This is a genomic window from Pedobacter flavus, assembly GCF_036324285.1.
Taxonomy (GTDB): Bacteria; Bacteroidota; Bacteroidia; order Sphingobacteriales; family Sphingobacteriaceae; genus Pedobacter; species Pedobacter flavus.
Map to the genome: position 1 here is coordinate 782,352 of NZ_JAZDQU010000001.1, position 21,833 is coordinate 804,184.

The 21,833-nt window shown below is 33.6% G+C and carries 25 protein-coding genes; 18 read left to right on the top strand and 7 right to left on the bottom strand.

Annotation, left to right across the window (positions count from 1 at the left end; translation table 11 throughout):
* Nucleotides 1–4 precede the first annotated feature (4 nt).
* Nucleotides 5–385: a phage holin family protein gene (locus VRU49_RS03645; protein WP_330145423.1), complete on the top strand. Its 381-nt coding sequence runs from the start codon at nucleotides 5–7 to the stop codon at nucleotides 383–385.
* Entirely contained in the window at nucleotides 369–806 is a 438-nt protein-coding gene (locus VRU49_RS03650; protein WP_330145424.1) for a hypothetical protein, read from the top strand. Before VRU49_RS03645 ends, VRU49_RS03650 begins: the two co-directional genes overlap by 17 nt.
* A 28-nt stretch (nucleotides 807–834) precedes the next feature.
* On the opposite strand, the gene aspS is transcribed toward VRU49_RS03650, so the two are convergent.
* Nucleotides 835–2,580: an aspartate--tRNA ligase gene (aspS, locus tag VRU49_RS03655; RefSeq protein ID WP_330145425.1), complete on the bottom strand. Its 1,746-nt coding sequence runs from the start codon at nucleotides 2,578–2,580 to the stop codon at nucleotides 835–837.
* Nucleotides 2,581–2,711: 131 nt separating this feature from the next.
* Between aspS and VRU49_RS03660 the strand changes: the two genes are divergently transcribed.
* The 4 genes from VRU49_RS03660 (at nucleotide 2,712) to VRU49_RS03675 (ending at nucleotide 5,888) form a co-directional block, all read left to right on the top strand.
* Nucleotides 2,712–3,266, top strand: a complete 555-nt coding sequence (locus VRU49_RS03660; protein ID WP_330145426.1) for an RNA polymerase sigma factor — start codon at nucleotides 2,712–2,714, stop codon at nucleotides 3,264–3,266.
* Nucleotides 3,263–3,793: a hypothetical protein gene (locus VRU49_RS03665; RefSeq protein ID WP_330145427.1), complete on the top strand. Its 531-nt coding sequence runs from the start codon at nucleotides 3,263–3,265 to the stop codon at nucleotides 3,791–3,793. Before VRU49_RS03660 ends, VRU49_RS03665 begins: the two co-directional genes overlap by 4 nt.
* The gene (locus VRU49_RS03670) at nucleotides 3,790–5,025 is read left to right on the top strand and encodes a hypothetical protein (protein ID WP_330145428.1); all 1,236 of its coding nucleotides are present in this window, start codon (nucleotides 3,790–3,792) and stop codon (nucleotides 5,023–5,025) included. Before VRU49_RS03665 ends, VRU49_RS03670 begins: the two co-directional genes overlap by 4 nt.
* Before the next feature lie 71 nt (nucleotides 5,026–5,096).
* On the top strand, nucleotides 5,097–5,888 hold the full coding sequence (locus VRU49_RS03675) for a TerC family protein (RefSeq protein WP_330145429.1): 792 nt from the start codon (nucleotides 5,097–5,099) through the stop codon (nucleotides 5,886–5,888).
* 34 nt (nucleotides 5,889–5,922) lie between these two features.
* Here VRU49_RS03675 and VRU49_RS03680 read toward each other — a convergent pair whose 3' ends face one another.
* Complete coding sequence (locus VRU49_RS03680) at nucleotides 5,923–7,107, bottom strand: class I SAM-dependent rRNA methyltransferase (protein ID WP_330145430.1); 1,185 nt, start codon at nucleotides 7,105–7,107, stop codon at nucleotides 5,923–5,925.
* Nucleotides 7,108–7,187: 80 nt separating this feature from the next.
* On the opposite strand from VRU49_RS03680, the gene VRU49_RS03685 reads away from it, so the two are divergent.
* The 3 genes from VRU49_RS03685 to VRU49_RS03695 all read left to right on the top strand — a co-directional run bounded on the left by VRU49_RS03685 (nucleotide 7,188) and on the right by VRU49_RS03695 (nucleotide 8,679).
* Nucleotides 7,188–7,523, top strand: a complete 336-nt coding sequence (locus VRU49_RS03685; RefSeq protein WP_330145431.1) for a tRNA-binding protein — start codon at nucleotides 7,188–7,190, stop codon at nucleotides 7,521–7,523.
* On the top strand, nucleotides 7,520–7,993 hold the full coding sequence (locus VRU49_RS03690; protein WP_330145432.1) for a nucleoside deaminase: 474 nt from the start codon (nucleotides 7,520–7,522) through the stop codon (nucleotides 7,991–7,993). The genes VRU49_RS03685 and VRU49_RS03690 overlap by 4 nt, the downstream gene beginning before the upstream one ends.
* Before the next feature lie 77 nt (nucleotides 7,994–8,070).
* Nucleotides 8,071–8,679 carry a superoxide dismutase gene (locus tag VRU49_RS03695; protein ID WP_330145433.1) on the top strand — a complete coding sequence of 203 codons (609 nt, stop codon included), beginning with the start codon at nucleotides 8,071–8,073 and terminating at the stop codon, nucleotides 8,677–8,679.
* Between the two features lie 55 nt (nucleotides 8,680–8,734).
* Here the strand turns inward: VRU49_RS03695 and VRU49_RS03700 are convergent, their stop codons facing one another.
* Nucleotides 8,735–9,667, bottom strand: coding sequence for a hydrogen peroxide-inducible genes activator (locus VRU49_RS03700; protein WP_330145434.1), 933 nt, complete (start codon nucleotides 9,665–9,667; stop codon nucleotides 8,735–8,737).
* A 42-nt stretch (nucleotides 9,668–9,709) separates the two neighbouring features.
* Nucleotides 9,710–10,639: a GDP-L-fucose synthase family protein gene (locus VRU49_RS03705; RefSeq protein ID WP_330145435.1), complete on the bottom strand. Its 930-nt coding sequence runs from the start codon at nucleotides 10,637–10,639 to the stop codon at nucleotides 9,710–9,712.
* A gap of 82 nt (nucleotides 10,640–10,721) precedes the next feature.
* Here VRU49_RS03705 and trmB point away from each other — a divergent pair, with 82 nt between their 5' ends.
* From trmB to VRU49_RS03725, 4 genes are read left to right on the top strand one after another with little or no spacing between them, the layout of a single operon-like run.
* Complete coding sequence (gene trmB / locus VRU49_RS03710) at nucleotides 10,722–11,369, top strand: tRNA (guanosine(46)-N7)-methyltransferase TrmB (RefSeq protein WP_330145436.1); 648 nt, start codon at nucleotides 10,722–10,724, stop codon at nucleotides 11,367–11,369.
* A gap of 4 nt (nucleotides 11,370–11,373) precedes the next feature.
* Nucleotides 11,374–11,706 (top strand): MGMT family protein, encoded by a 333-nt coding sequence (locus VRU49_RS03715; protein WP_330145437.1) that lies wholly within the window; start codon nucleotides 11,374–11,376, stop codon nucleotides 11,704–11,706.
* Nucleotides 11,707–11,716: 10 nt separating this feature from the next.
* Entirely contained in the window at nucleotides 11,717–12,067 is a 351-nt protein-coding gene (locus VRU49_RS03720) for a carboxymuconolactone decarboxylase family protein (RefSeq protein ID WP_330145438.1), read from the top strand.
* A gap of 12 nt (nucleotides 12,068–12,079) precedes the next feature.
* Nucleotides 12,080–12,649, top strand: a complete 570-nt coding sequence (locus tag VRU49_RS03725; protein ID WP_330145439.1) for a DNA-3-methyladenine glycosylase I — start codon at nucleotides 12,080–12,082, stop codon at nucleotides 12,647–12,649.
* Here the strand turns inward: VRU49_RS03725 and VRU49_RS03730 are convergent, their stop codons facing one another.
* Nucleotides 12,650–13,303 (bottom strand): hypothetical protein, encoded by a 654-nt coding sequence (locus VRU49_RS03730; RefSeq protein WP_330145440.1) that lies wholly within the window; start codon nucleotides 13,301–13,303, stop codon nucleotides 12,650–12,652. It lies immediately after the preceding gene.
* A 134-nt stretch (nucleotides 13,304–13,437) separates the two neighbouring features.
* On the opposite strand from VRU49_RS03730, the gene polA reads away from it, so the two are divergent.
* The gene (polA, locus tag VRU49_RS03735; RefSeq protein WP_431311598.1) at nucleotides 13,438–16,197 is read left to right on the top strand and encodes a DNA polymerase I; all 2,760 of its coding nucleotides are present in this window, start codon (nucleotides 13,438–13,440) and stop codon (nucleotides 16,195–16,197) included.
* An 18-nt stretch (nucleotides 16,198–16,215) separates the two neighbouring features.
* Here polA and VRU49_RS03740 read toward each other — a convergent pair whose 3' ends face one another.
* Nucleotides 16,216–16,893, bottom strand: a complete 678-nt coding sequence (locus tag VRU49_RS03740) for a metal-dependent hydrolase (protein WP_330145442.1) — start codon at nucleotides 16,891–16,893, stop codon at nucleotides 16,216–16,218.
* A 125-nt stretch (nucleotides 16,894–17,018) separates the two neighbouring features.
* Nucleotides 17,019–17,330 carry a YbaB/EbfC family nucleoid-associated protein gene (locus VRU49_RS03745; RefSeq protein WP_330145443.1) on the bottom strand — a complete coding sequence of 104 codons (312 nt, stop codon included), beginning with the start codon at nucleotides 17,328–17,330 and terminating at the stop codon, nucleotides 17,019–17,021.
* Between the two features lie 410 nt (nucleotides 17,331–17,740).
* Here VRU49_RS03745 and VRU49_RS03750 point away from each other — a divergent pair, with 410 nt between their 5' ends.
* The 4 genes from VRU49_RS03750 to VRU49_RS03765 are packed head-to-tail and all read left to right on the top strand — an operon-like array spanning nucleotide 17,741 to nucleotide 21,826.
* A complete protein-coding gene (locus tag VRU49_RS03750) occupies nucleotides 17,741–18,403 on the top strand; it encodes a GNAT family N-acetyltransferase (protein WP_330145444.1) in 663 nt (220 codons plus the stop codon).
* 33 nt (nucleotides 18,404–18,436) lie between these two features.
* Nucleotides 18,437–19,630, top strand: a complete 1,194-nt coding sequence (gene argG, locus VRU49_RS03755) for an argininosuccinate synthase (RefSeq protein WP_330145445.1) — start codon at nucleotides 18,437–18,439, stop codon at nucleotides 19,628–19,630.
* 17 nt (nucleotides 19,631–19,647) lie between these two features.
* Nucleotides 19,648–20,652: an N-acetyl-gamma-glutamyl-phosphate reductase gene (argC, locus tag VRU49_RS03760; RefSeq protein WP_330145446.1), complete on the top strand. Its 1,005-nt coding sequence runs from the start codon at nucleotides 19,648–19,650 to the stop codon at nucleotides 20,650–20,652.
* Nucleotides 20,653–20,686: 34 nt separating this feature from the next.
* Nucleotides 20,687–21,826 (top strand): aspartate aminotransferase family protein, encoded by a 1,140-nt coding sequence (locus VRU49_RS03765; protein WP_330145447.1) that lies wholly within the window; start codon nucleotides 20,687–20,689, stop codon nucleotides 21,824–21,826.
* Nucleotides 21,827–21,833: the final 7 nt, after the last annotated feature.

Sequence of the window (21,833 nt, forward strand, 5' to 3'; positions counted from 1 at the left end):
TATTATGCAGGGGGAAGAAGAAAAAACTATAAATGGATTGCTGAACGAGGCAAAAGAATATCTTGATAATAGAATCGAGTATTTAAGGCTGGTGGCACTTGAAAAAGTGTCAAGACTATTCGCTGATTTAGTAACACAAGTTGCTTTTATTATTTCTGGTATTTTGGCCTTTTTATTTGGTTCAGTAACCTTAGCTTTCTTTCTCTCAGATATATTAGGGAGTTATACCAGAGGTTTTGGTTGCGTTTCTTTAATTTATTTGTTTATTGCATTTATTGTGTTCTTAACAAAGGACAAGTACATAGAAAAGAGTATAGTAAATACGATAATTAGAAAGTACTTAAAAAAGCATTCGGAGGAAGCGGAAAATGAAAAGGGATTATAGACACATTAATTCTTTAAGTGATTTGCATTTAGAGCGTGTTAAGCTAAAAGCGAAATATGAAGAACAAGAAACGCAATTAATAAATAATACGAAGGAATATATTGATCAATATAGACCTATTAATCTTGTTAAAAGCCTTTTTAGTTTTGATGCTTTAGATAAAGCAGATGATAAGCTTAATTTAAGTGGTAAAGCCATGTCGTTGATTTTACCATTTTTATTGAATAAAACAATATTCCGAGGGTCAGGCTTTTTAACAAAAGCTGCTATAGGATTAGTTTCAAATAAAATTGGTAGTAAATTTGATATCGATCAGTTAACTGGATTATTTGACAAGGTTAAAGGATGGTTATCTTCTAAATCACGTAAAGATAAATCTGAAAAAGATTATGGGATTCCTCCAGATAGTGAAACATATTAAAATTTAAAAATAGAGGGTTATTAGCCCTCTATTTTTTTATACTCAAAGCCAATTCATCCAATTGTTTCTGATCAATTGTTGATGGACTGTCTATCATCACATCTCTTCCTGAATTATTTTTAGGAAAAGCCATCACATCTCTAATGGTGTCTAATCCTGCAAATAGAGAACAAAGTCTATCGAATCCAAATGCAATTCCACCATGTGGAGGTGCACCAAATTCAAATGCTTCCATTAAAAACCCAAATTGTTTTTGAGCTTCTTCCTTACTAAATCCTAGATGTTTAAACATTAGCGATTGTAGGTCTCTGTCGTGTATTCTAATTGAACCTCCACCAATTTCTGTTCCATTTAAAACCATATCATAGGCATTAGCACGAACATTTCCTGGGTCTGTATCTAGTAATGCTATATCTTCTGGCTTAGGAGAAGTAAAAGGATGGTGCATAGCATGATATCTCTTAGACTCTTCGTCCCATTCTAAAAGCGGGAAGTCTAAAACCCATAATGCAGCAAAATCATCTTTTTTTCTTAGCCCTAATCTAGTGCCCATTTCTAAGCGAAGCTCATTTAATTGTTTTCTTACGCGATCTTTTTCGCCAGCAAGGATTAAAATTAAATCGCCAGCTTTAGAATCAAATGCTTTGGACCATTCTTCTAACTGTTCTGGAGAGAAAAACTTGTCGACAGACGATTTTAATGTTCCATCATCGTTATGGCGCATATAAATAAGACCAGAAGCTCCAATTTGTGGCTTTTTCACAAACTCAGTTAATTCGTCTAATTGTTTTCTTGTATAGTTTGCAGAACCATCTGCCTTAATGCCAACAATTAATTCAGCTTGATCAAAAACTGGGAACCCTTTGCCTTTTACAACATCATTTAGCTCAACGAATTTCATCCCGAAGCGTGTATCGGGCTTATCTGATCCATAATATTTCATTGCATCAGCATATTGCATGCGTTGAACAGGAGGTAAATCAATTCCATTTACTTCTTTAAATAAAGTACGAATAAGGCCTTCAAAAATGTTTAAAATGTCTTCTTGTTCTATAAAAGACATTTCACAGTCTATTTGAGTAAACTCTGGTTGTCTATCTGCACGTAAATCTTCATCTCTAAAACACTTAACAATCTGAAAATATCTGTCGAAACCAGATACCATTAAAAGCTGTTTAAAGGTTTGTGGCGATTGAGGAAGTGCATAAAACTCACCTGCGTTCATTCTACTTGGCACTACAAAATCTCTCGCTCCTTCAGGAGTAGATTTAATTAAAACAGGAGTTTCAACCTCAATAAAGTTTAAATTATCTAAATATCTTCTTACTGTTTGCGCCATTTTATGTCGCAACACTAAATTATTTCGAACTGGATTTCTTCTTAAATCCAGATATCTATATTTCATTCGAAGATCATCGCCGCCATCTGTTTCGTCTTCAATTAAAAATGGAGGAATTTTAGAAGCGTTTAATAAATCCATCTTAGAAATCTTTATTTCAATCTCTCCAGTTGGAATTTTTAGGTTTTTATTTGAACGTTCTATAACTAAACCTTCTATTTGGATAACAAACTCTCTGCCCAAAGTTCTCGCTTTGGAGCACAATTCTGGGTTGTCATCCATATTAAACACCAATTGAGTAATTCCGTAGCGATCTCTTAAGTCTATAAAAGTCATCCCTCCTAAATCACGTGATTTTTGTACCCAACCACATAATTGTACTGTTTTTCCTAAATCGGCTATAGATAATTCTCCGCAGGTATTTGATCTTAACATTTCAATAATTTTTTGCAAAATTACCTAAATTTCTGAATATCATCAGCGTTAAATTAGCTCATATATTTAAAAAAAATTATTTTATGCAACGTTTAAATTATACTTACGTCTATTAATTAGAACCTAAAAATTTGGAAACAGTATATATTGACAAGCATGCCGTTTTAATAAACTCCTGTAAAGAGGGTCAACGGTCTGCACAGTATGAGATTTATAAATTGTACTCAAAGGCAATGTATAATATCTCTATGAGGATTTTAAATCACGAAGAAGAGGCAGAAGATGTTTTGCAGGAATCTTTTTTGGACGCTTTTTCTCGTATTAAAGACTTCAGACAAGAATCAACTTTTGGGTTATGGTTGAAACAAATTGTTGTAAACAAATCAATAAACTACTTACGAAAGCGAAAAGTTGAATTTGTAAGTACAGAAGATATAGATGTAGTTGATGAATCGACCTCTATAAATGACGATGATACAGAATATAAAGTAGATCAAATAAGGAAAGCTATTTTAGAATTGCCCGATGGTTATAGGGTTGTCTTGAGTTTGTACCTGTTAGAAGGGTATGATCACGAAGAGATTAGTCATATTTTAAAAATAAGTGAAAACACAAGCAGAACACAATTATTAAGAGCAAAAATTAAGTTGAAAAATATATTACATAAGAAAGGGATAGTGAGATGAAAAATAAATTAGAAGATTTTATTAGAGAGAACCGTCAAGATTTGGATGTTTTTGAGCCGAATGAAGATTTATGGAATAAGATATCGTCTAAGCTTGATGAAAAAGAGCCAAAGAAGCATATTAACCTTAGGCTTTGGATAAGCGCAGCGGCATCAGTGGTTATAATTTTTAGCGTCTGGCTTTTTGCAAATAAAGAAAATGTAGCGACTAGTCAACAAATTGCAGCCATAAATCCAGCATATGCGGAAAAGCAGAACCGCTTCATAAATCTGATAGAAGAAAAGAAAGATAGTTTAGAGCATTTTAAAGATGTAGACCCCGTATTAATTCAAAACTTTAGTAACGATTTGGTCATGCTAGATGCAGCATATGAAAAACTACAATCAGAGATTGCTAATTCTCCAAATAAAGAGACGATAGTAAAAGCGATGATTAGAAATAGAGAAATGCAGTTACAAACACTTAGACAGCAATTAATGGTTCTAAATCAAATAAGCGAATTAAAGACACAACACACAACATTATGAAAAAGTCAATTTTATTAGGGTTAGGGATTGTTTTGATGGTAACACAAGGCTTTACTCAAGTAGTTACAATAGCTGCGGCTGATGTTCAAAACGAATTTATTTCATCAACTGATGATAACGATTATGTGAAAACCAAATTTTTCAGTAAAACTTATTCTGTTTCAAAAAACAGTAAGTTGAATTTGACCAATACTTATGGGAAAATTACTATAAAGACTTGGGATAAGAATGAAGTTAAGGCCGAAGTTGAAATGAAGGCGTCTAGCAACAGGGAAAAAGATGCAATAGATCTAATTAATGGAATTTCAATTTTAGAGTCTCAAGTTAGTGACGCAGTATCTATAAAAACTCAAATAGAGAAAACATCTCGAGGTTTTGGAAGTGTTTTTAACAATGGGAAAATAATTTCTCAACGTCAATTAAATGTTAATTATACAATTTACATGCCTTCGAGCATGGCATTAGCTGCCACTATGGTTTATGGCGATATAAACATTTTGACTTTTAATGGCCCTACAAATTTTAAAGTTCAGTATGGTAATTTAAATGCTGAAGATTTAAATAGTTCAAATAATATTGTTAGTGTACAATACGGAAATGTGAATCTAAAAAATGTAACTAAGGCTACTATTAGTCAGCAATACGGTAAAGCAGTGAATATTTTAGATGTTGATGATTTAACATTATCTGTCCAATATGCAGGTGCGGACATTGCTAATATTAAGGGTAAAGCTATGATAAAAGCTCAATATGCTAATAATATTAAAATTGGAACTGTAGAGGATTTAGATTTAAATGCGCAATATTCTTCTGTTAATATCGGACATGTTAAGCAATATGCAATTATTCGCCAACAATATAATGTGCTAAATATTGGCATTATTAATAGACTTCAATTGTCGTCTCAATATGTAAGTGTAAATATAAATGATTTAAAAAGCGATGCCGTAATTAAATCTACTTATAATAAGGTAAATGTAAACAAGGTATATTCTTCTGTTAAAAAATTAGATGTTGTAACCAATTATACATCGGTTTCGTTAGGGTTCGATAGTGCTTTTTCTGGGGATTTAGATGTTACTACTCGTTATACGAGTTTAAATTCTGGAAGATATAGGTTGAGTAAAATCAGCGAAAATAGCGATACCAAGGTGTTTCAAGGACAAATTGGGAACGGAGGGACCAGTTCAGTTTCTATAAAAGCGGAGTATGGTAGCCTGACTTTAAAATAATTTTTTTAAAAAAAATTTAAGCCTGTTGATTTTCAACAGGCTTTTTTCATATTTTTAGATAAATTATTTTTATGGAACTATTAAGTAGCCCAGAGGCTTGGATTTCTCTATTAACATTAACTGTACTAGAAATAGTATTAGGTATAGATAACATTGTATTTATTTCAATTTTATCTGGCAAATTGCCAGAGAATCAACAAAAGAAGGCAAGGCAACTCGGTTTAGCCTTGGCTATGATTACCAGGGTATTGTTGCTGTTGTCGCTGAGTTGGATAATGCGACTTACAGAGCCGCTGTTTAATTTTGCAACTGTTTTAAGTTTAACTGACGCAGAATGGGTAGCTAAACTAGCCATATCTGGTAGAGATTTAATACTTATTCTAGGTGGATTATTTTTGATTTATAAGAGTACACATGAGATACATCAAAAACTAGAAGGCGATGATTCGGATTCTGGTGGCAATCCAAAAGTTCATAGTTTCACTGGAGTAATCTTTCAGATTTTAATTCTAGACATTGTATTTTCATTAGATTCTGTAATCACGGCTGTGGGAATGGCTGATCATATAGAAATTATGGTAGCTGCGGTAATTATTGCGGTACTTATTATGTTGTTATCTGCAAGTGCAATAAGTTCATTCGTAAATAAACATCCGACGGTAAAGATGCTTGCTTTATCTTTCTTACTGTTAATTGGAGTTTCTTTAATAGCTGAAGGATTTGACCGCCATATTCCTAAGGGGTATATTTATTTTGCAATGGCATTCTCAGTATTAGTGGAAATGCTTAATTTAAAAATGAAGAAAAAAGATACTGCTCCTGTTAAGTTGAGAAATGTTCCTGATGAAACAGAATTAAACTAAATGAAAAATCCGGATTAATTAATCCGGATTTTTTTTATACTATTCTTACCAACAAACCTTTTAAATACTCTCCTTCAGGAAATGAAGATCGAATCGGATGATCCTCAGGTTGATGAAACTGTTTTATAAATTGAACTTCTTTACCTGCATCTAAAGCAGCCCATGCAATAATTTGTTTAAAAGTTTCTAAATCAGCAGCGGCCGAACAAGAAAAAGTTGCTAATAGTCCGCCAGATTTTAGTAGTAGCATACCTAATCTATTTAGGTCTTTATATGCCCTTGCGGCTCTATCCATAGCAGCTCTAGAAGGCGCATATTTTGGTGGGTCTAGAACAATTACATCGAAAGTTCTTTTTTCTTCCAAAAACACCCTTAATTGCTTGTTAACATCATTCTGAATGGTTTCAGCTTTGTCTGAAGCAAATTGATTTAAGGCTAAATTTTCTTTTAATGTTTGTACAGCAAGTGGAGAGCTATCTACAGAAGTAACGTGCTTAGCGTTGTGTTTAAGTGCATTTAAGGTAAATCCACCACTATAACTGAAACAATCTAAAACTGTTTTATTGGCGGTGTATTTTGCCAGGATTTCCCGGTTTTCCCGCTGATCACAATAAAATCCAGATTTTTGCCCTTCTATAATATTGATATGATATTTTATGCCATTTTCTTTGACTTCTATAAACTCTGGAGGCAAATTACCCCAAAGCAATCCTTGACCACCTTCTAAGTTTTCATGCGATTTTGCGGTGGCATCGCTTTTATCGAAAATGCCTTGAGGTTTACAAATTTCAGCTAGAATTTTAATAATTGTTGATTGGTGCTGTTCAATTCCAGAGCTTGATATTTGAACCGCAAGGTAATCCGCATAACGATCAACAATTAAGCCAGGTAAAAAATCGGCCTCGCTAAATATTAATCTGCATGTATTTGTTTCTTCATTGATTAAATAATTTCTCGCATTTACGGCTTTAGAAATTTTTTCATAGAACCAATTTTCATTAATTTCTATGCTTTCATCCCATTCTATTAATCGTAATGCAACTCTACTATGGCTATTGTAAAATGCTTTAGCCAAGAACTCGCCCTTACTATCTACAACATTCACTAAATCGCCATCAACAGGCTTTCCTTTAATTTTATCAATTGCTCCAGAAAATATCCATGGATGTCTCTGCCAGGCAGCCTTTTCTTTTCCTTTTTTTAAGGTCACTTTTACCATAACCCAAAGATACAGTAATCTAAAGTGGGTAGAAAGCTTATCTAATAACTTTTGTGATTATGTTTTGTAGATTTGAAATTATGAATACATTAACTTGGTCTGAATTTGAAAAAGTAGACATTAGAGTCGGAACTATTTTATTGGTAGAAGAATTTCCACAAGCTCGAAATCCATCTTATAAGGTAACGGTAGATTTTGGAGAATTGGGGATAAAGAAAACCAGTGCACAGATTACCAAGAATTATAGCAAAAACGAATTAATTGGGAAGCAAATATTGGGGGTCGTTAATTTTCCTCCAAAACAGATTGCAAATTTTATATCTGAGTTTTTGCTTACTGGATTTAAGGATTCTACAGGTGAAATCGTAATAGCAACTGTGGATAGCTTAGTTCCAAATGGAGAGAAATTGATATGAGTATATATAGTTTTGAGAAGCTTAGCGAAGTTGAGGTTGATGAACATTTCATGAAAATGGCATTGATGGAGGCAGAAAAGGCTTTTTCGGAAGGTGAAATTCCGATTGGGGCGATTGTAGTTTCTCAACAGAAAATTATTGGAAGAGGACATAATTTAACCGAGCGACTAAAGGATGTAACAGCACATGCAGAAATGCAGGCTTTTACAGCGGCAGCCCAAACGTTGGGAGGAAAATTTCTTCAAGATTGTACTTTATATGTAACTGTCGAGCCTTGTGTAATGTGTGCAGGTGCGAGCTATTGGATGCAAATAGGTAGAATTGTTTATGGCGCAAGAGAGCCTAAACGTGGGTTTTTATCAAAGGCAGGAGAGGCACTTCATCCTAAAACTCAGCTTAAGGGAGGCATATTGGAGGCAGAGGCTGTTAAACTGATGCAGACATTTTTTCAGAATAAGAGAAATAGGTGACAATAGGCTGAACAAACTTAATATTGGATTGTTATATTTGTGAATAAAAATATAGTTTTAAATAAAATATAAACATTATGGCTTTTGAATTACCTGCGTTAGCATACGCAACTGATGCATTAGAACCGCATATTGATAAAACCACTATGGAAATTCACCATGGCAAACATCATCAAGCATACGTAACTAATTTAAATAAAGCTTTAGAAGGAAAACCTGAAGCAAATGCAGATATTTTAGACATCGTTAAAAACATTTCTAAATATCCAATGGCAGTAAGAAATAATGGTGGTGGACATTATAACCACAGTTTATTTTGGTCTGTAATTGCACCAGGAAAGGGTGGAGCTCCAAAAGGGGAACTATTAGACGCTATTAATGCTGCTTTTGGTTCTTTTGAAGAGTTTAAAACTAAGTTTTCTGAAGCAGGAGCAACTCGTTTTGGATCTGGTTGGGCATGGTTATCAGTGGGTGCTGATAAAAAATTGGTTGTTTCTTCAACACCTAATCAAGATAGCCCATTAATGGATATTGCTGAAGTTAAAGGAACTCCAATTTTAGGTATGGATGTTTGGGAGCATGCTTATTATCTGAAATACCAAAATAGACGCCCGGATTATATTGCTGCTTTTTGGAATGTAGTAAATTGGGATGCAGTAGCTGAGTTGTATAAAAAAGCAAAATAATTGCTTTTAATAGTATAGTGAAAAGGGGCGATAATTTTAATTAACGCCCCTTTTTTTATTCCGGTAGAAGTACATTTTTGCTCTTGTTGATTTTCATGTGAGCAGGAATAATTTTCAGTATTTCTTCCTTCAAGGCATTTAACATTCTCTTTTTAATGAAGTTTTTGTGTGTTACAATGCTTATCTCTCTGGCAGGTTCTGGTGAAGTAAACTTTCTAATTTTTGTTAATTGCTTCTTATCCAGTTCCATTAATGCCATTTCTGGAAGAAGCGTTAATCCTTCATTAAGATCAACCATTTTTATTAATGTATCTATACTTCCAGAGTTATACTCTAAACCCTGATCCTTATATTTAGAAATTCCACAAATATTTAATGCTTGAGCCCTCATACAATGACCTTCATTAAGCAACCAAATATGTTCATTTAATAAATCCTCCGTTTTTATTAAGTCTTTATTAAATAATGAATTGTTTTTGTTGATGTAGCTTACAAAAGACTCATAATAAATTGGAGTTTCTATAACTTGTTCGTCTTCTAATGGAGTAGCTAATATTCCGCAATCTATGATGCCATTTTTAAGTGATTTTATAATTTCTGAAGTAGTATTTTCCCAAATAGATAATTTTAGTTTCGGATAATTTTTCATCATCACCGAAATCACTTCAGGTAATAAATAGGGGGCTATAGTTGGAATAATTCCAATTTTAAGGGCGCCTTCAATTTCTTGATGTTGATTAGAAATTAATTCTTTTATCTTTCCACTCTCACTTAATACAATTTTCGCTTGGTTAATAATTTGAGTACCAATTTCGGTAGTTGTAATAGGGTAAGTTTTGCGATCAAAAATCTGAACACCTAAAAAATCTTCAAGTTTTTGAACTTGCATACTCAGCGTAGGCTGTGTAACAAAGCAAGTTTGCGATGCTTTTAAAAAGCTTTTATATGTATCAACCGCTATTATGTATTCTAATTGAACCAATGTCATGGTTATAAAACTATAAGTTTTATTTATAGAATAAAAATAATACTAGCAATATTTACTTTTAAAGTCTTCGTAAGCAAGGGCTAGACCTTCATTTAAACTAATTTTATGTTTCCAGCCTAAATCATGAAGTTTGCTAACATCCAAAAGTTTGCGTGGTGTACCATCTAATTGCGTGGTGTCGAATTCTATTTCCCCTTTAAATCCAGTAACGTGAGCAATTTTTTGAGCTAAATCTGCAATGGTTATGTCCAATCCAGTTCCAATATTTACTAAATCAGAACTGTGGTAATTTTGCATTAAAAAATAGCATGCGTCTGCTAAATCATCAGCAAATAAAAACTCTCTCATTGGTTTTCCAGAACCCCAAACAGCTACTTTAGGTGTATTATTTATCGTTGCTTCATGAAATTTTCTAATTAATGCAGGAAGAACGTGTGAATTTTCTGGATGGTAATTATCGTTATAACCGTATAAATTGGTTGGCATAACAGAAATATAATTACATCCATATTGTGCTCTATATGCTTCTGCCATTTTTATGCCTGCAATTTTTGCAATAGCATATGGTTCATTACTTGGCTCTAATAATCCAGTTAGTAAGTAAGATTCTTTTAATGGTTGTGGAGCCATTTTAGGATAAATACAGCTAGATCCCAAGAAAAGAAGCTTTTTTACATCGTTTTTATAGGATTGATGAATAACATTATTTTGAATAGCTAAATTCTCATAAAGGAAATCGGCACGATAAGTATTATTAGCATAAATTCCCCCGACCTTCGCCGCAGCAAGGAAAACATAATCAGGTTTTTCAGTCCTGAAGAAATCTTCTACCAGTTGTTGGTTTCTTAAATCTAGTTCTTTAGACGATTTTACGATGATATTTTCAAATCCTTCGGCGGTCAATTTTCTATGAATTGCTGAACCTACCATACCATTATGGCCCGCGATGTAAACTTTCGAATTCTTTTCCATTATATAACACAAAGTTAAGTAAAATTTGCTAAGGCTCCACTTTGGAGTATAATCAGAAATTAATAAAATGTAAATTTGCAATATGGGTAAAGATAAATTGAGAAAATTTGCTGAATTAGATACATTTAAAAACGTTTATCAACTAAAGCAAGGTTTAGATTTAAAAAATAATTGGGGTAAACAACATTTTAAAAACTCGAATCCAATTGTGTTAGAATTGGCATGTGGAAAAGGAGAGTATACAGTAAATTTAGCTCAGCTATTTCCAAATAAGAACTTTATAGGTGTTGACTTAAAGGGGAATAGAATCTGGAGAGGTGCTCGTACAGCTACAGATGAAAACATAGGGAATGTTGCATTTTTGAGAATTCAAATTGAGGATGTTTTAGATTATTTTGGGGCAGGAGAAATAGACGAAATATGGATAACTTTTCCCGACCCTCAGCCTCAGTTAAGCAGGGAGAAAAAAAGGCTTACGGCTCCAGGATTTTTAAATAAGTATAAAATAATTTTGAAAGAAGGAGGCGCGGTAAATCTTAAAACGGATAATGATCAGTTATATGAATTTACTAAGTATGTAATCGAAGAAATGAAACTTCATTTACAGGTAGACACGTCAGATTTATATAATTCTGAATATGCTGATGAAGTATTGTCTATTAAAACTTATTATGAGAAAAAATATCTTATTCATAGTAAGAATATAAATTATTTGAAATTTACCTTTTAATTAAATGGATGCTGATTTCTACGAACAGGTTTATGCAATTGTAAGATTAATTCCAAAAGGAAGGGTAACTTCTTATGGTGCAATCGCTAAAAGTCTTGGCGTATCTAAATCAAGCAGAATGGTTGGTTATGCAATGAATCATTCACATGGGTTAAAACCTCCGGTTCCTGCACACAGGGTTGTAAATAGGAATGGTCAATTAACTGGAAAGTTTCATTTTAGTTCTGAGAATAAAATGGCAGAATTACTTTCAAATGAAGGAATAGAAATAAAGGACGACAAAGTAGCTAATTTCGGTAAATTATTTTGGGATCCATTATTAGAAATAAAATTATAAAACGTTAACAATGGGTAAGTTACAAGACGAATTTAATGGTTATAGATCACGTATGAACGAACGTGTTATGGCCACTGCAAATACAAATATCAAAAGATTTTTTGCGTTAGATACCACAACTTATGCAGAAGGAGCACTAAATGTTAAAACTAAAGAAATGTTAGGTTTGGTGGCTTCAATGGTGCTTAGATGCGATGATTGTATTAAATATCATTTAGATAAATGTAATGATGAAGGCGTTAATGATGATGAAATGAATGAGATTTTTATGATCGCAAATTTGGTTGGCGGATCAATCGTAATTCCTCATTATAGAAGAGCATTAGAGTATTGGGAAGAAATTAGAGGCGGAGTTAAATAATAAAGAATTAGGATGGAAAACATTAATTCAATTAAAGCTTGTTCTTGGCCAGGGAGTGATCCTTTATATATAAAATACCATGAAAATGAATGGGGTAAACCTGTTTATGATGATCAAATTTTATTTGAATTTTTGATTTTAGAAGGTGCTCAAGCAGGCTTAAGTTGGATTACTATTTTAAGAAGAAGAGAAGCTTATAGGGCTGCATTTGCCAATTTTGATCCCGTTAAGGTTTCCCAATTTACAGAATCTGATGTAGAAAGGTTAATGTTAGATGAAGGAATAATTAGAAATAGATTAAAAATTAAGAGTGCAATTACTAATGCTCGTTTGTTCTTAGAAATCCAACAAGAATTTGGCAGTTTTTCTAACTTTTTATGGGAACATATGCCTCAAGGAGCTCCTCTATTAAACTCTGTTAAAGAAATGAAGGATGTTCCAGCAAAGACTGATATCTCAGATTTAATAAGCAAAAAGTTAAAAAAAAGAGGATTTAAGTTTTTTGGAACTACAATTTGCTATGCTTTTATGCAAGCAGTGGGTATGGTAAACGATCACTTAGATACATGTCCATTTAAATAATTATCGAGCCGAGTTATAGGCAATTATAAATGCTATTAATCCTTTTCCGTCTAATTCATCTATATTTTTAATACGCTCTGCGAGATCTGCATCATCACCTAATTTCAATAATAGTAATGATTTAGTAGCTGAAAGATTATTTAAATTAACTTCTTGTATGGCTCCTGTTCCAGGCTTTTCTATATAATATCTTGTTTTAACCGTTGTAGTGGTTGGCGTTTGTTCAACTCTGTTTCTGCCAATATTTATTCCACCTCCTAAGCCTAAACCACTCATCCCGCCCGAACCTATTCCTATTTGAACTTGAGGTTTAGATTTAACCTTCTCTACCGGTACGCCACTGCTAATAGTACCACCAATAGCATATAAATTAATAACCCCAGTTTCAATTATTTTCACAAAAAAATCTTCAGCTTTCTTTTTATCGAAAAATGTTTTGATTATATAGCTTTCCCCATTCCAAACAAACTCTTTTACGTCTTTTATGGTGCTAATTACTGGGAGGGCGTCATCTATACTATATCTAACTGATTTAAAATCTGTACCAAGAATTGTGCACCTAATTACATCGTTATTTTTTTTAACCACAATATCTTGTGCGTAACCAAATGTGGCAAAACAGATAATGAAACATAGACTATAAAACAATCTCATAGATAGAAAATTACACTATTTAGGTTATTTTTTATAACCGTTTGCTTCAAAAATAAGACATTTTTAATCGATTCTATTACCTTTGAAGGTATAACTCATTTGACGTGCAAAAAAAATTATTTCTTTTAGATGGTATGGCGCTAATGTACCGCGCTCATTTTGCTTTAAGTAAAAATCCTAGATTTACTTCCGGAGGTATAAACACATCTGCGGTAATGGGCTTTGCCAATACTTTATTGGATGTTCTTAAAAAGGAAAAACCTTCCCATATTGCTGTAGTTTTTGATACGGAAGCACCTACTGAAAGACATATTGAATTCGAATCATACAAGGCTCAGCGACAATCGATGCCCGAAGATTTAGCCGCAGCAATGCCATATGTTATGAGATTAATTGAGGGGTTTAATATCCCAATTATTGTGTCGGATGGTTATGAAGCAGATGATATCATTGGTACATTAGCTAAAAAAGCTGAAAAGGAGGGTTTTCAGGTTTACTGCATGACGCCAGATAAGGATTTCGCACAATTGGTTTCCGAAAATATTTTCATTTATAAGCCCGCAAGAATGGGGAATGGGATGGAAATTCTTGGCGTGAAAGAAGTTCTAGAAAAATGGGAAATTGAGCATGTTCATCAAGTAATAGATATTTTGGGCCTTTGGGGTGATGCTGTAGATAATATTCCTGGAATCCCTGGAATTGGAGAAAAAACAGCTAAAGCACTAATTAAACAATATGGTTCAGTTGAAAATATTATTGCAAATAGCGCGGATTTAAAAGGGAAGCAACGAGAAAATGTAGAGAATTTCGCCGAGCAAGGGATCCTTTCAAAAAAACTAGCCACGATTATTCTTAATGTTCCAATAGAATTTGATGAAGAGCGATTTGAATTAACTTCGCCAATTAAAGAAATTCTTGAGCCCCTTTTTGGAGAGTTAGAATTTAGAACATTAGGAAAAAGAGTATTTGGTGATGAGTTTAGTGTAACTGAAGCGAGAGCAGTATCTGGTCAACAAGGCGATTTATTTGCTCAACCTATAGAAGTTATTAGAACAGATGAAGATGTTCCATTATTAGCGTCTTCTACAATAGAAAATACGGAACATAATTATATTTTAGTTAATACCGAAGCAGAACATAAGCAGTTATTGGCCCAGTTGATGGAACAAGAATCTGTGTCTTTTGATACCGAAACAACAGGTACAGACGCCAATTTGGTGGATTTGGTAGGGTTATCTTTCAGCTTTAAAATTCATGAAGCTTTTTATGTTCCATTGCCAGAAAACAGAGAAGAAGTCATTAAAATATTATCTTTTTATAAGCCTTTCTTTGAAAACGAGGCTATTGAAAAGATTGGTCAAAATATAAAGTATGACTTGTTGATGCTGAAGTGGTATGGAATTTCAATTAAAGGAAAGCTATTTGATACCATGTTGGCGCATTATTTAATCGATCCAGATACGAGGCATAATATGGATGTATTATCTGAAAATTATTTAGGATATACTCCAATTTCGATAACCAAATTAATTGGAAGTAAAGGAAAATCACAATTAACTATGCGTGATGTGCCAGTTGAAAAGGTGTTGGATTATGCTGCCGAAGACGCTGATGTAACCTTGCAGCTGTCGCAAATATTTAAGTCGAAGTTACATGTCTTAAATGCTACAAAACTTGCTGAGGAAATAGAAAATCCGTTGATATATGTATTGGCAGATGTTGAAAAGGAAGGTATAAAAATTGATAGTGAAGCGTTAAGAAATTATTCGTCAGAGTTAGAAATAGAAATAAGAAAATTTGAACAGATTGTTTACGATAAGGCGGGTGTTAAGTTTAATATCGCTTCTCCTAAACAATTGGGTGAGGTATTGTTCGATAAATTACAATTAGATCCTAAAGCTAAAAAAACAAAAACTGGGCAGTATCAAACAGGGGAAGACGTATTAGTTGCATTGGCCAGCAAAAGTGATATTGTTAAAGATATCCTAGATTTTAGACAACTACAAAAGTTGAAATCTACTTATGTTGATGCACTTCCTTTATTGGTGAATCCTAAAACTGGAAGAGTTCATACTTCTTTTAATCAAGCTGTTGCTGCCACAGGGCGATTGAGTTCTAATAATCCAAATCTTCAAAATATACCTATTAAGACAGAAAGAGGTCGTGAAGTAAGAAAAGCATTTATCCCAAGAGATGAAAATCATATTATTTTATCGGCCGATTATTCTCAAATAGAACTTAGAGTAATTGCTCATATTAGTCAAGAGGCTAATATGATTGAAGCTTTTATAAACAATATAGATATTCATACCGCAACGGCCGCTAGGGTTTACGGTGTTCCAATTGAAGAAGTTGATAGTAATCAAAGAAGGAATGCGAAGGCCGTGAATTTTGGAATTATTTACGGACAGTCTGCATTTGGGTTATCTCAAAACCTGGGCATACCGCGAAAGGAAGCTGCAGAAATTATTGAACAATATTTTGCGCAATATCCAGGCATAAAAAAATATATGTCAGACACCATGAACTTTGCCCGAGAAAATGGATATGTGGAAACTATTATGGGTAGAAGAAGGTATTTAAGAGATATTAATTCTGCTAATCAAACTGTGAGAGGATTTGCAGAACGAAATGCAATTAACGCCCCAATACAAGGTTCGGCAGCTGATATGATTAAAATAGCTATGATCCGAATTCATAAAGAAATGATTGAAAAGAATCTTCAGTCTAAAATGACACTTCAGGTGCATGACGAATTGGTATTCGATGTGTTGAAGTCAGAAAAGGAAGTTATGAAGGAGCTTATTGTAAATCACATGAAAAATGCCATTCAATTAAGCGTTCCTGTTGTTGTAGAAATTGGTGAAGGTAAAAATTGGTTAGAAGCGCATTAATGTGCTTCTAACCAAATACTATAAGGAGATAGTTTCTCCAACTGTTGGTAAAATAAGATTTATTCCTTCTCTTTTGAATTTTTCTATAGCAGCATCAGTATCTATAGTAATTGGAGGAAAGGTATTGAAATGAACTCCAATAATATTATTGCATTTTAAAAATTTGGCAGCAATTATAGCATCGTCTACATCCATGGTATAGTGACCGCCTATAGGTAAAATAGCATAATCTATTTTATAAAGTTCCGACAATAATTTCATTTCTGAAGTTAGAGCGGTATCTCCTGCATTATAAATCACTTTTCCTTCTAGTTCTAATACGAAACCGGCCGGATTTCCCGCATATTGACCTTCAGGAGTAGAGCTCGAATGAACAGCCCAAACCGTTCTAAGCTTACCAAATGCACATTTTTGAACACCAAAATTTAAATCAACGACATTATTTGCGCCTTTGTTCATTAAATAATGTGCCAACTCTACCATAGCAAAAACCTGAGCATTAGATTGATTAGCTATTTCAACTAAATCGCCAATATGGTCGCCATGAGCATGGCTGGCCAAAATATAATCAGGCTTAATTTCTTCCAATTTAATGTTGGAAGCCATAGGATTGCCTTTAATAAATGGATCAAATAGAAACTTTTTTTCTTCTGCGGTTAATTGAAAACAAGATTGTCCGTAATAAGTATATTTCATAATTGGTGTTTAGTAGTTTGAAATTAGTAGTTAGAAGTGTTAGTATTATTTAGCGTGGATTACATCGTTTTACATAATTGCCTTGACTTGGTACTTAGTAAATGGTACTTAATACAGACTACCAGTTATCGTCCTCCTCCAAATAATCCACCTAAACCGCCCATCATATCTTTAGTTGCGTTTTGCATTTCTGCCGCACTCACCATTTCTGCTTGGGTTAGAGCTTTATTAATAGCGGTAAGCAATAATTCTTCTATCGCTTCTACATCATTTTCTTTATAAAAATCTTCATTTATATGAATTGCAGTGATGCTTTTATTGGCAGTTGCAGTAACTTTAATTAACCCATTTTCTACTTCGCCATAAACTGAGATGGTATCTAATCGCTTTTTTATTTCTTCTGCTTTTTGTTGAGCAGCCATTAATTTATCGAACATAGTTTTAAAAAATTAGAACCCCTAAAATAGCAAGAATTAAGGAATTATATTAAAGATAAAACAATCGAAGAGGAGTTTGTTTTAAAAGAAATGTATGTTTTATATCAACTTTTTAGCAAAAATTAATTTATTAATTGCAATAACCAATATTTATTTAAACCTTTGCACTTCCAAATACAAAGTAACACAAGTGATTAAGCATATTTTACATAAACTTTCCGTAATCGAAGCAAAGGTTATTGCTGCGGAATCTGTTTATTTAGAAAAATTACACGCTATTCTATTTGTTACTACGAGTCGGCAAAACTTTACGCCGCGTATCTGAGTCTAATCAGACCCGCATGAGGAATTGATCCTCTTTAAAAACCCAATTAACAAGAAGATATTACTTTTTTCGTTGTCTTAAAAAGATGATTATTAACGATTTTATAGTGCAAGTTGCACTACCTGAACATCGTGTTTTTGCTGAAGAAATTTGTCAAGAAATGGCAGAATCAGCAAAAGCAAGAGGGACAGGAATTGCCAAGCGTTCTCCAGATTATGTTGCTGGAAAAATTGCTGAAGGTAAGGCTGTTATCGCTTTTCATAAAGATGGTACCTGGGCCGGATTTTGTTACATTGAAACCTGGAGTCATGGTAATTTTGTTGCCAATTCTGGACTAATTGTAAATCCAAAATTCAGGAAAGTGGGACTGGCAAAAGCGATCAAGGAAAAAATATTTGAACTTTCTAGAACAAAATACCCTAAAGCAAAACTGTTTGGTTTAACTACTGGTTTAGCGGTCATGAAAATAAATTCAGATTTAGGCTATGAACCTGTAACCTATTCCGAACTATCTCAAGATGAGGAATTTTGGAAAGGCTGTGAGAGTTGCGTGAATTTCGAAATTTTAAAAATGAAAGATCGTAAAAATTGTATGTGTACAGCAATGCTTTACGACCCGAATGAAAAGAAGCATGAAGTGGCAAAGAATTTTGCATTAGAGCTTCAAAAGAAGCCAAAATTATACGAACGCTTTATGAGACTTAAGCAAAGATTGGTTTTACGCCCAAAAACAACAGACAATTCCTAGTGATGAGTAATCATCCTGATTTAAAATATAAAGATGAAAAAGAAAGTAGTATTAGCATTTAGCGGAGGATTAGATACTTCGTTTTGCTGCATTTATCTAGCAAAAGATAGAGATTTAGAGGTTCATACTGTGATTGTAAATACCGGTGGGTTTTCTGATCAGGAATTGTTAGAAATAGAACAAAAAGCAATAAAATTAGGTGTTGCTTCTCATGCAGTAGTTGACGAGACCAGTGCTTATTATGAGCAATGTTTAAAATATTTGGTGTTTGGAAATGTACTTAAAAATGGCACTTACCCGCTTTCTGTGAGCGCAGAACGTGTTTTTCAAGCTACGGCCATTGCAGAATATGTAAAGAAAATGGGCGCAGATTATGTTGCTCATGGATCTACAGGCGCAGGTAATGATCAAGTTAGATTTGATATGATATTTAATATCCTAATTCCTGAGGTCGAAATTATTACGCCAATAAGAGATTTGCGTTTTTCGCGCGAAGCTGAAATAGAATATTTAAACAAACATGGAATTGAATATAGCGTTCAAAAAGCTCAATACTCAATCAATAAAGGGCTTTGGGGGACATCGGTTGGTGGAAAGGAGACTTTAACATCAAACGAAATGTTGCCTGAATCTGCATGGCCAACACCAGTAACTTCTACTGAGCCAATTACAATAAGGCTGAATTTTACCAAAGGAGAATTAACAGGAATAAACGATGAGCCATTAAATTCAGTTACGGCAATTCAAAAGATTCAGGAAATTGCACAGCCATTCGGAATCGGAAGAGATGTGCATGTGGGAGATACAATAATTGGCATTAAAGGTCGTGTTGGTTTTGAAGCTGCGGCTCCGATGGTCATCATTAAAGCGCACCATACTTTAGAAAAACATACACTTACCAAATGGCAATTAAGTTGGAAAGATCAATTGGGAAGTTTTTATGGAAATTGGTTGCACGAAGGTCAATTTCATGATCCTATTATGCGAAATATTGAAGCGTTCTTAACTGATACACAATCTTCGGTTTCTGGAACAGTAATAGTAGAATTGCATCCATATCGTTCTGTTATTATTGGAATTGAGAGTGAGTACGATTTAATGAGTAATAAATTCGGAAGTTATGGCGAAATGAACAATTCGTGGACAGGAGAGGATGTGAAAGGATTCTCTAAGATTTTCGGTAATCAGACCATGATATGGCATAAAGTAAATCAAACGAAATCGTAAATTATAATATATAAATTATGAAAATAAAGGCAGGTATTATTGGTGGGGCAGGTTATGCTGGGGGAGAATTAATAAGAATTCTTATTAATCACCCAAATGTAGAAATTACGTTTGTGCATTCAACAAGTAATGCAGGCAACCCAATTTCTGTGGTACATTCAGATTTATTTGGAGATACTGATCTTTATTTTTCTGATGATTTAATTGTTCAAGAAAACTTAAATACGGTTGACGTATTGTTTTTATGCGCTGGCCATGGTGAAGGAAGAAAGTTTTTGAGCTCGAAAAATATTGCTGATCATATCGTTGTAATAGATTTGTCGCATGATTTTAGATTAAACGGAAATTCGGAGATTGAGAACGAAGCTGGTGTTAGGAAGTTTATATACGGATTGCCAGAGCTTCATAGAACGCGCATAAAAAACACTAAAAGCATTGCAAATCCTGGGTGTTTTGCAACTTGTATTCAACTGGGATTATTGCCATTTATAAAGCATTATGATGGACAACAAATTCATGTGCAAGCAACAACTGGCTCTACTGGAGCCGGACAATCTTTGTCGGCCACCACTCATTTCAGCTGGAGAAACAACAATCTTTCAGTATATAAAGCATTTGAACATCAGCATTTAGATGAAATAAAGGAAAATTTAGAATGGGCAGCATCAAAGGAAATTTCCCAATTAAACTTTATTCCATTGCGGGGCGACTTTACACGCGGCATTTTCGCATCAATGTATGTTGAAACTCATTTATCGATAGATGAGATTTATAAAATATATGAAGACTATTATGCTAATCATCCATTTACGCATGTTAGCAGAAAATCAATTGATTTAAAGCAGGTTATCAATACAAACAAATGTTTAATTTCTTTGGAAAAACATGGAAATCAGTTGCTAATCTTAAGTAGTATAGATAATTTATTAAAAGGAGCGAGCGGTCAGGCTGTTCAAAACATGAATTTGATTTTTGGATTAGAAGAAACACTCGGGTTAAAATTAAAACCAGTTGGATTTTAATTTAAATACCATTATTTAAACAAGAATAATTAAAATGAAACTTTACGACGTATATCCCATCAACCCAATAGAAATAGATCATGCAAAAGGATCTTATGTTTGGGATAAGAATGGTCAAAAATATTTGGATATGTATGGCGGGCATGCAGTTATTTCTATTGGGCATACTCATCCAACGTATGTTAAAAATTTAAAAGAACAGTTAAATAAAGTAGGTTTTTATTCAAATTCGGTTGAAATTCCACAGCAAAAAGTACTAGCTCAGTTGTTAGGCGAAGTTTCTGGTAAACCAGATTACCAACTTTTTCTATGTAATTCTGGAGCGGAAGCTAATGAGAATGCTTTAAAATTAGCTTCTTTTTATAACGGCAGGAAAATAATAATTGCCTTCACAGGTTCGTTTCATGGAAGAACATCATTAGCAGTTGCGGCAACCGACAATCCTAAAATTATTGCTCCGGTAAACGAAACGCAAAATGTGGTTTTTCTTCCTTTCAACAACGTTGAAGCTTTAAATGAAGCGTTTAAAAATTATGGTGAAAATATTTCTGCTGTAATTACCGAAGGAATTCAGGGTGTAGGTGGAATTAGAGAGGCATCTGTCCCATTTTTAAAGGCAATAAGAAGTCTTTGCGACCAATATAATGCGGTTTTTATTGCAGATAGTGTTCAATGTGGTTATGGTAGATCGGGTAGATTTTATTCTCATGATTACGCAGGCGTAAATGCAGATATTTATACCATGGCCAAAGGTATGGGTAATGGTTTTCCTATCGGTGGAGTTGCTATTGCACCTAAATTTAAACCTTGGCACGGACAATTGGGCACCACATTTGGTGGAAATCATTTAGCTTGTGCAGCTGCCATTTCTGTTCTTGAAGTAATTAAGAAAGATCAATTGTTGAACAATGCTACTTTGGTTGGCGATTATTTAATAGAACAGCTTAGGTCCATTCCCGAAGTTAAAGAAGTTAGGGGTACAGGATTAATGATAGGGATTGAGTTAAATGAGGCTTATAGTAATTTAAGAAAAGATCTGCTTCAAAAGCATTTTATCTTTACTGGAGAGGCAAAGCCAAATGTTATAAGATTATTACCCGCTTTGAATCTAAGCATGGAAGATGCAGAATTTTTCTTAACAGAATTTGAACAAGCAATAAGTAATTATAATTAATCCTATT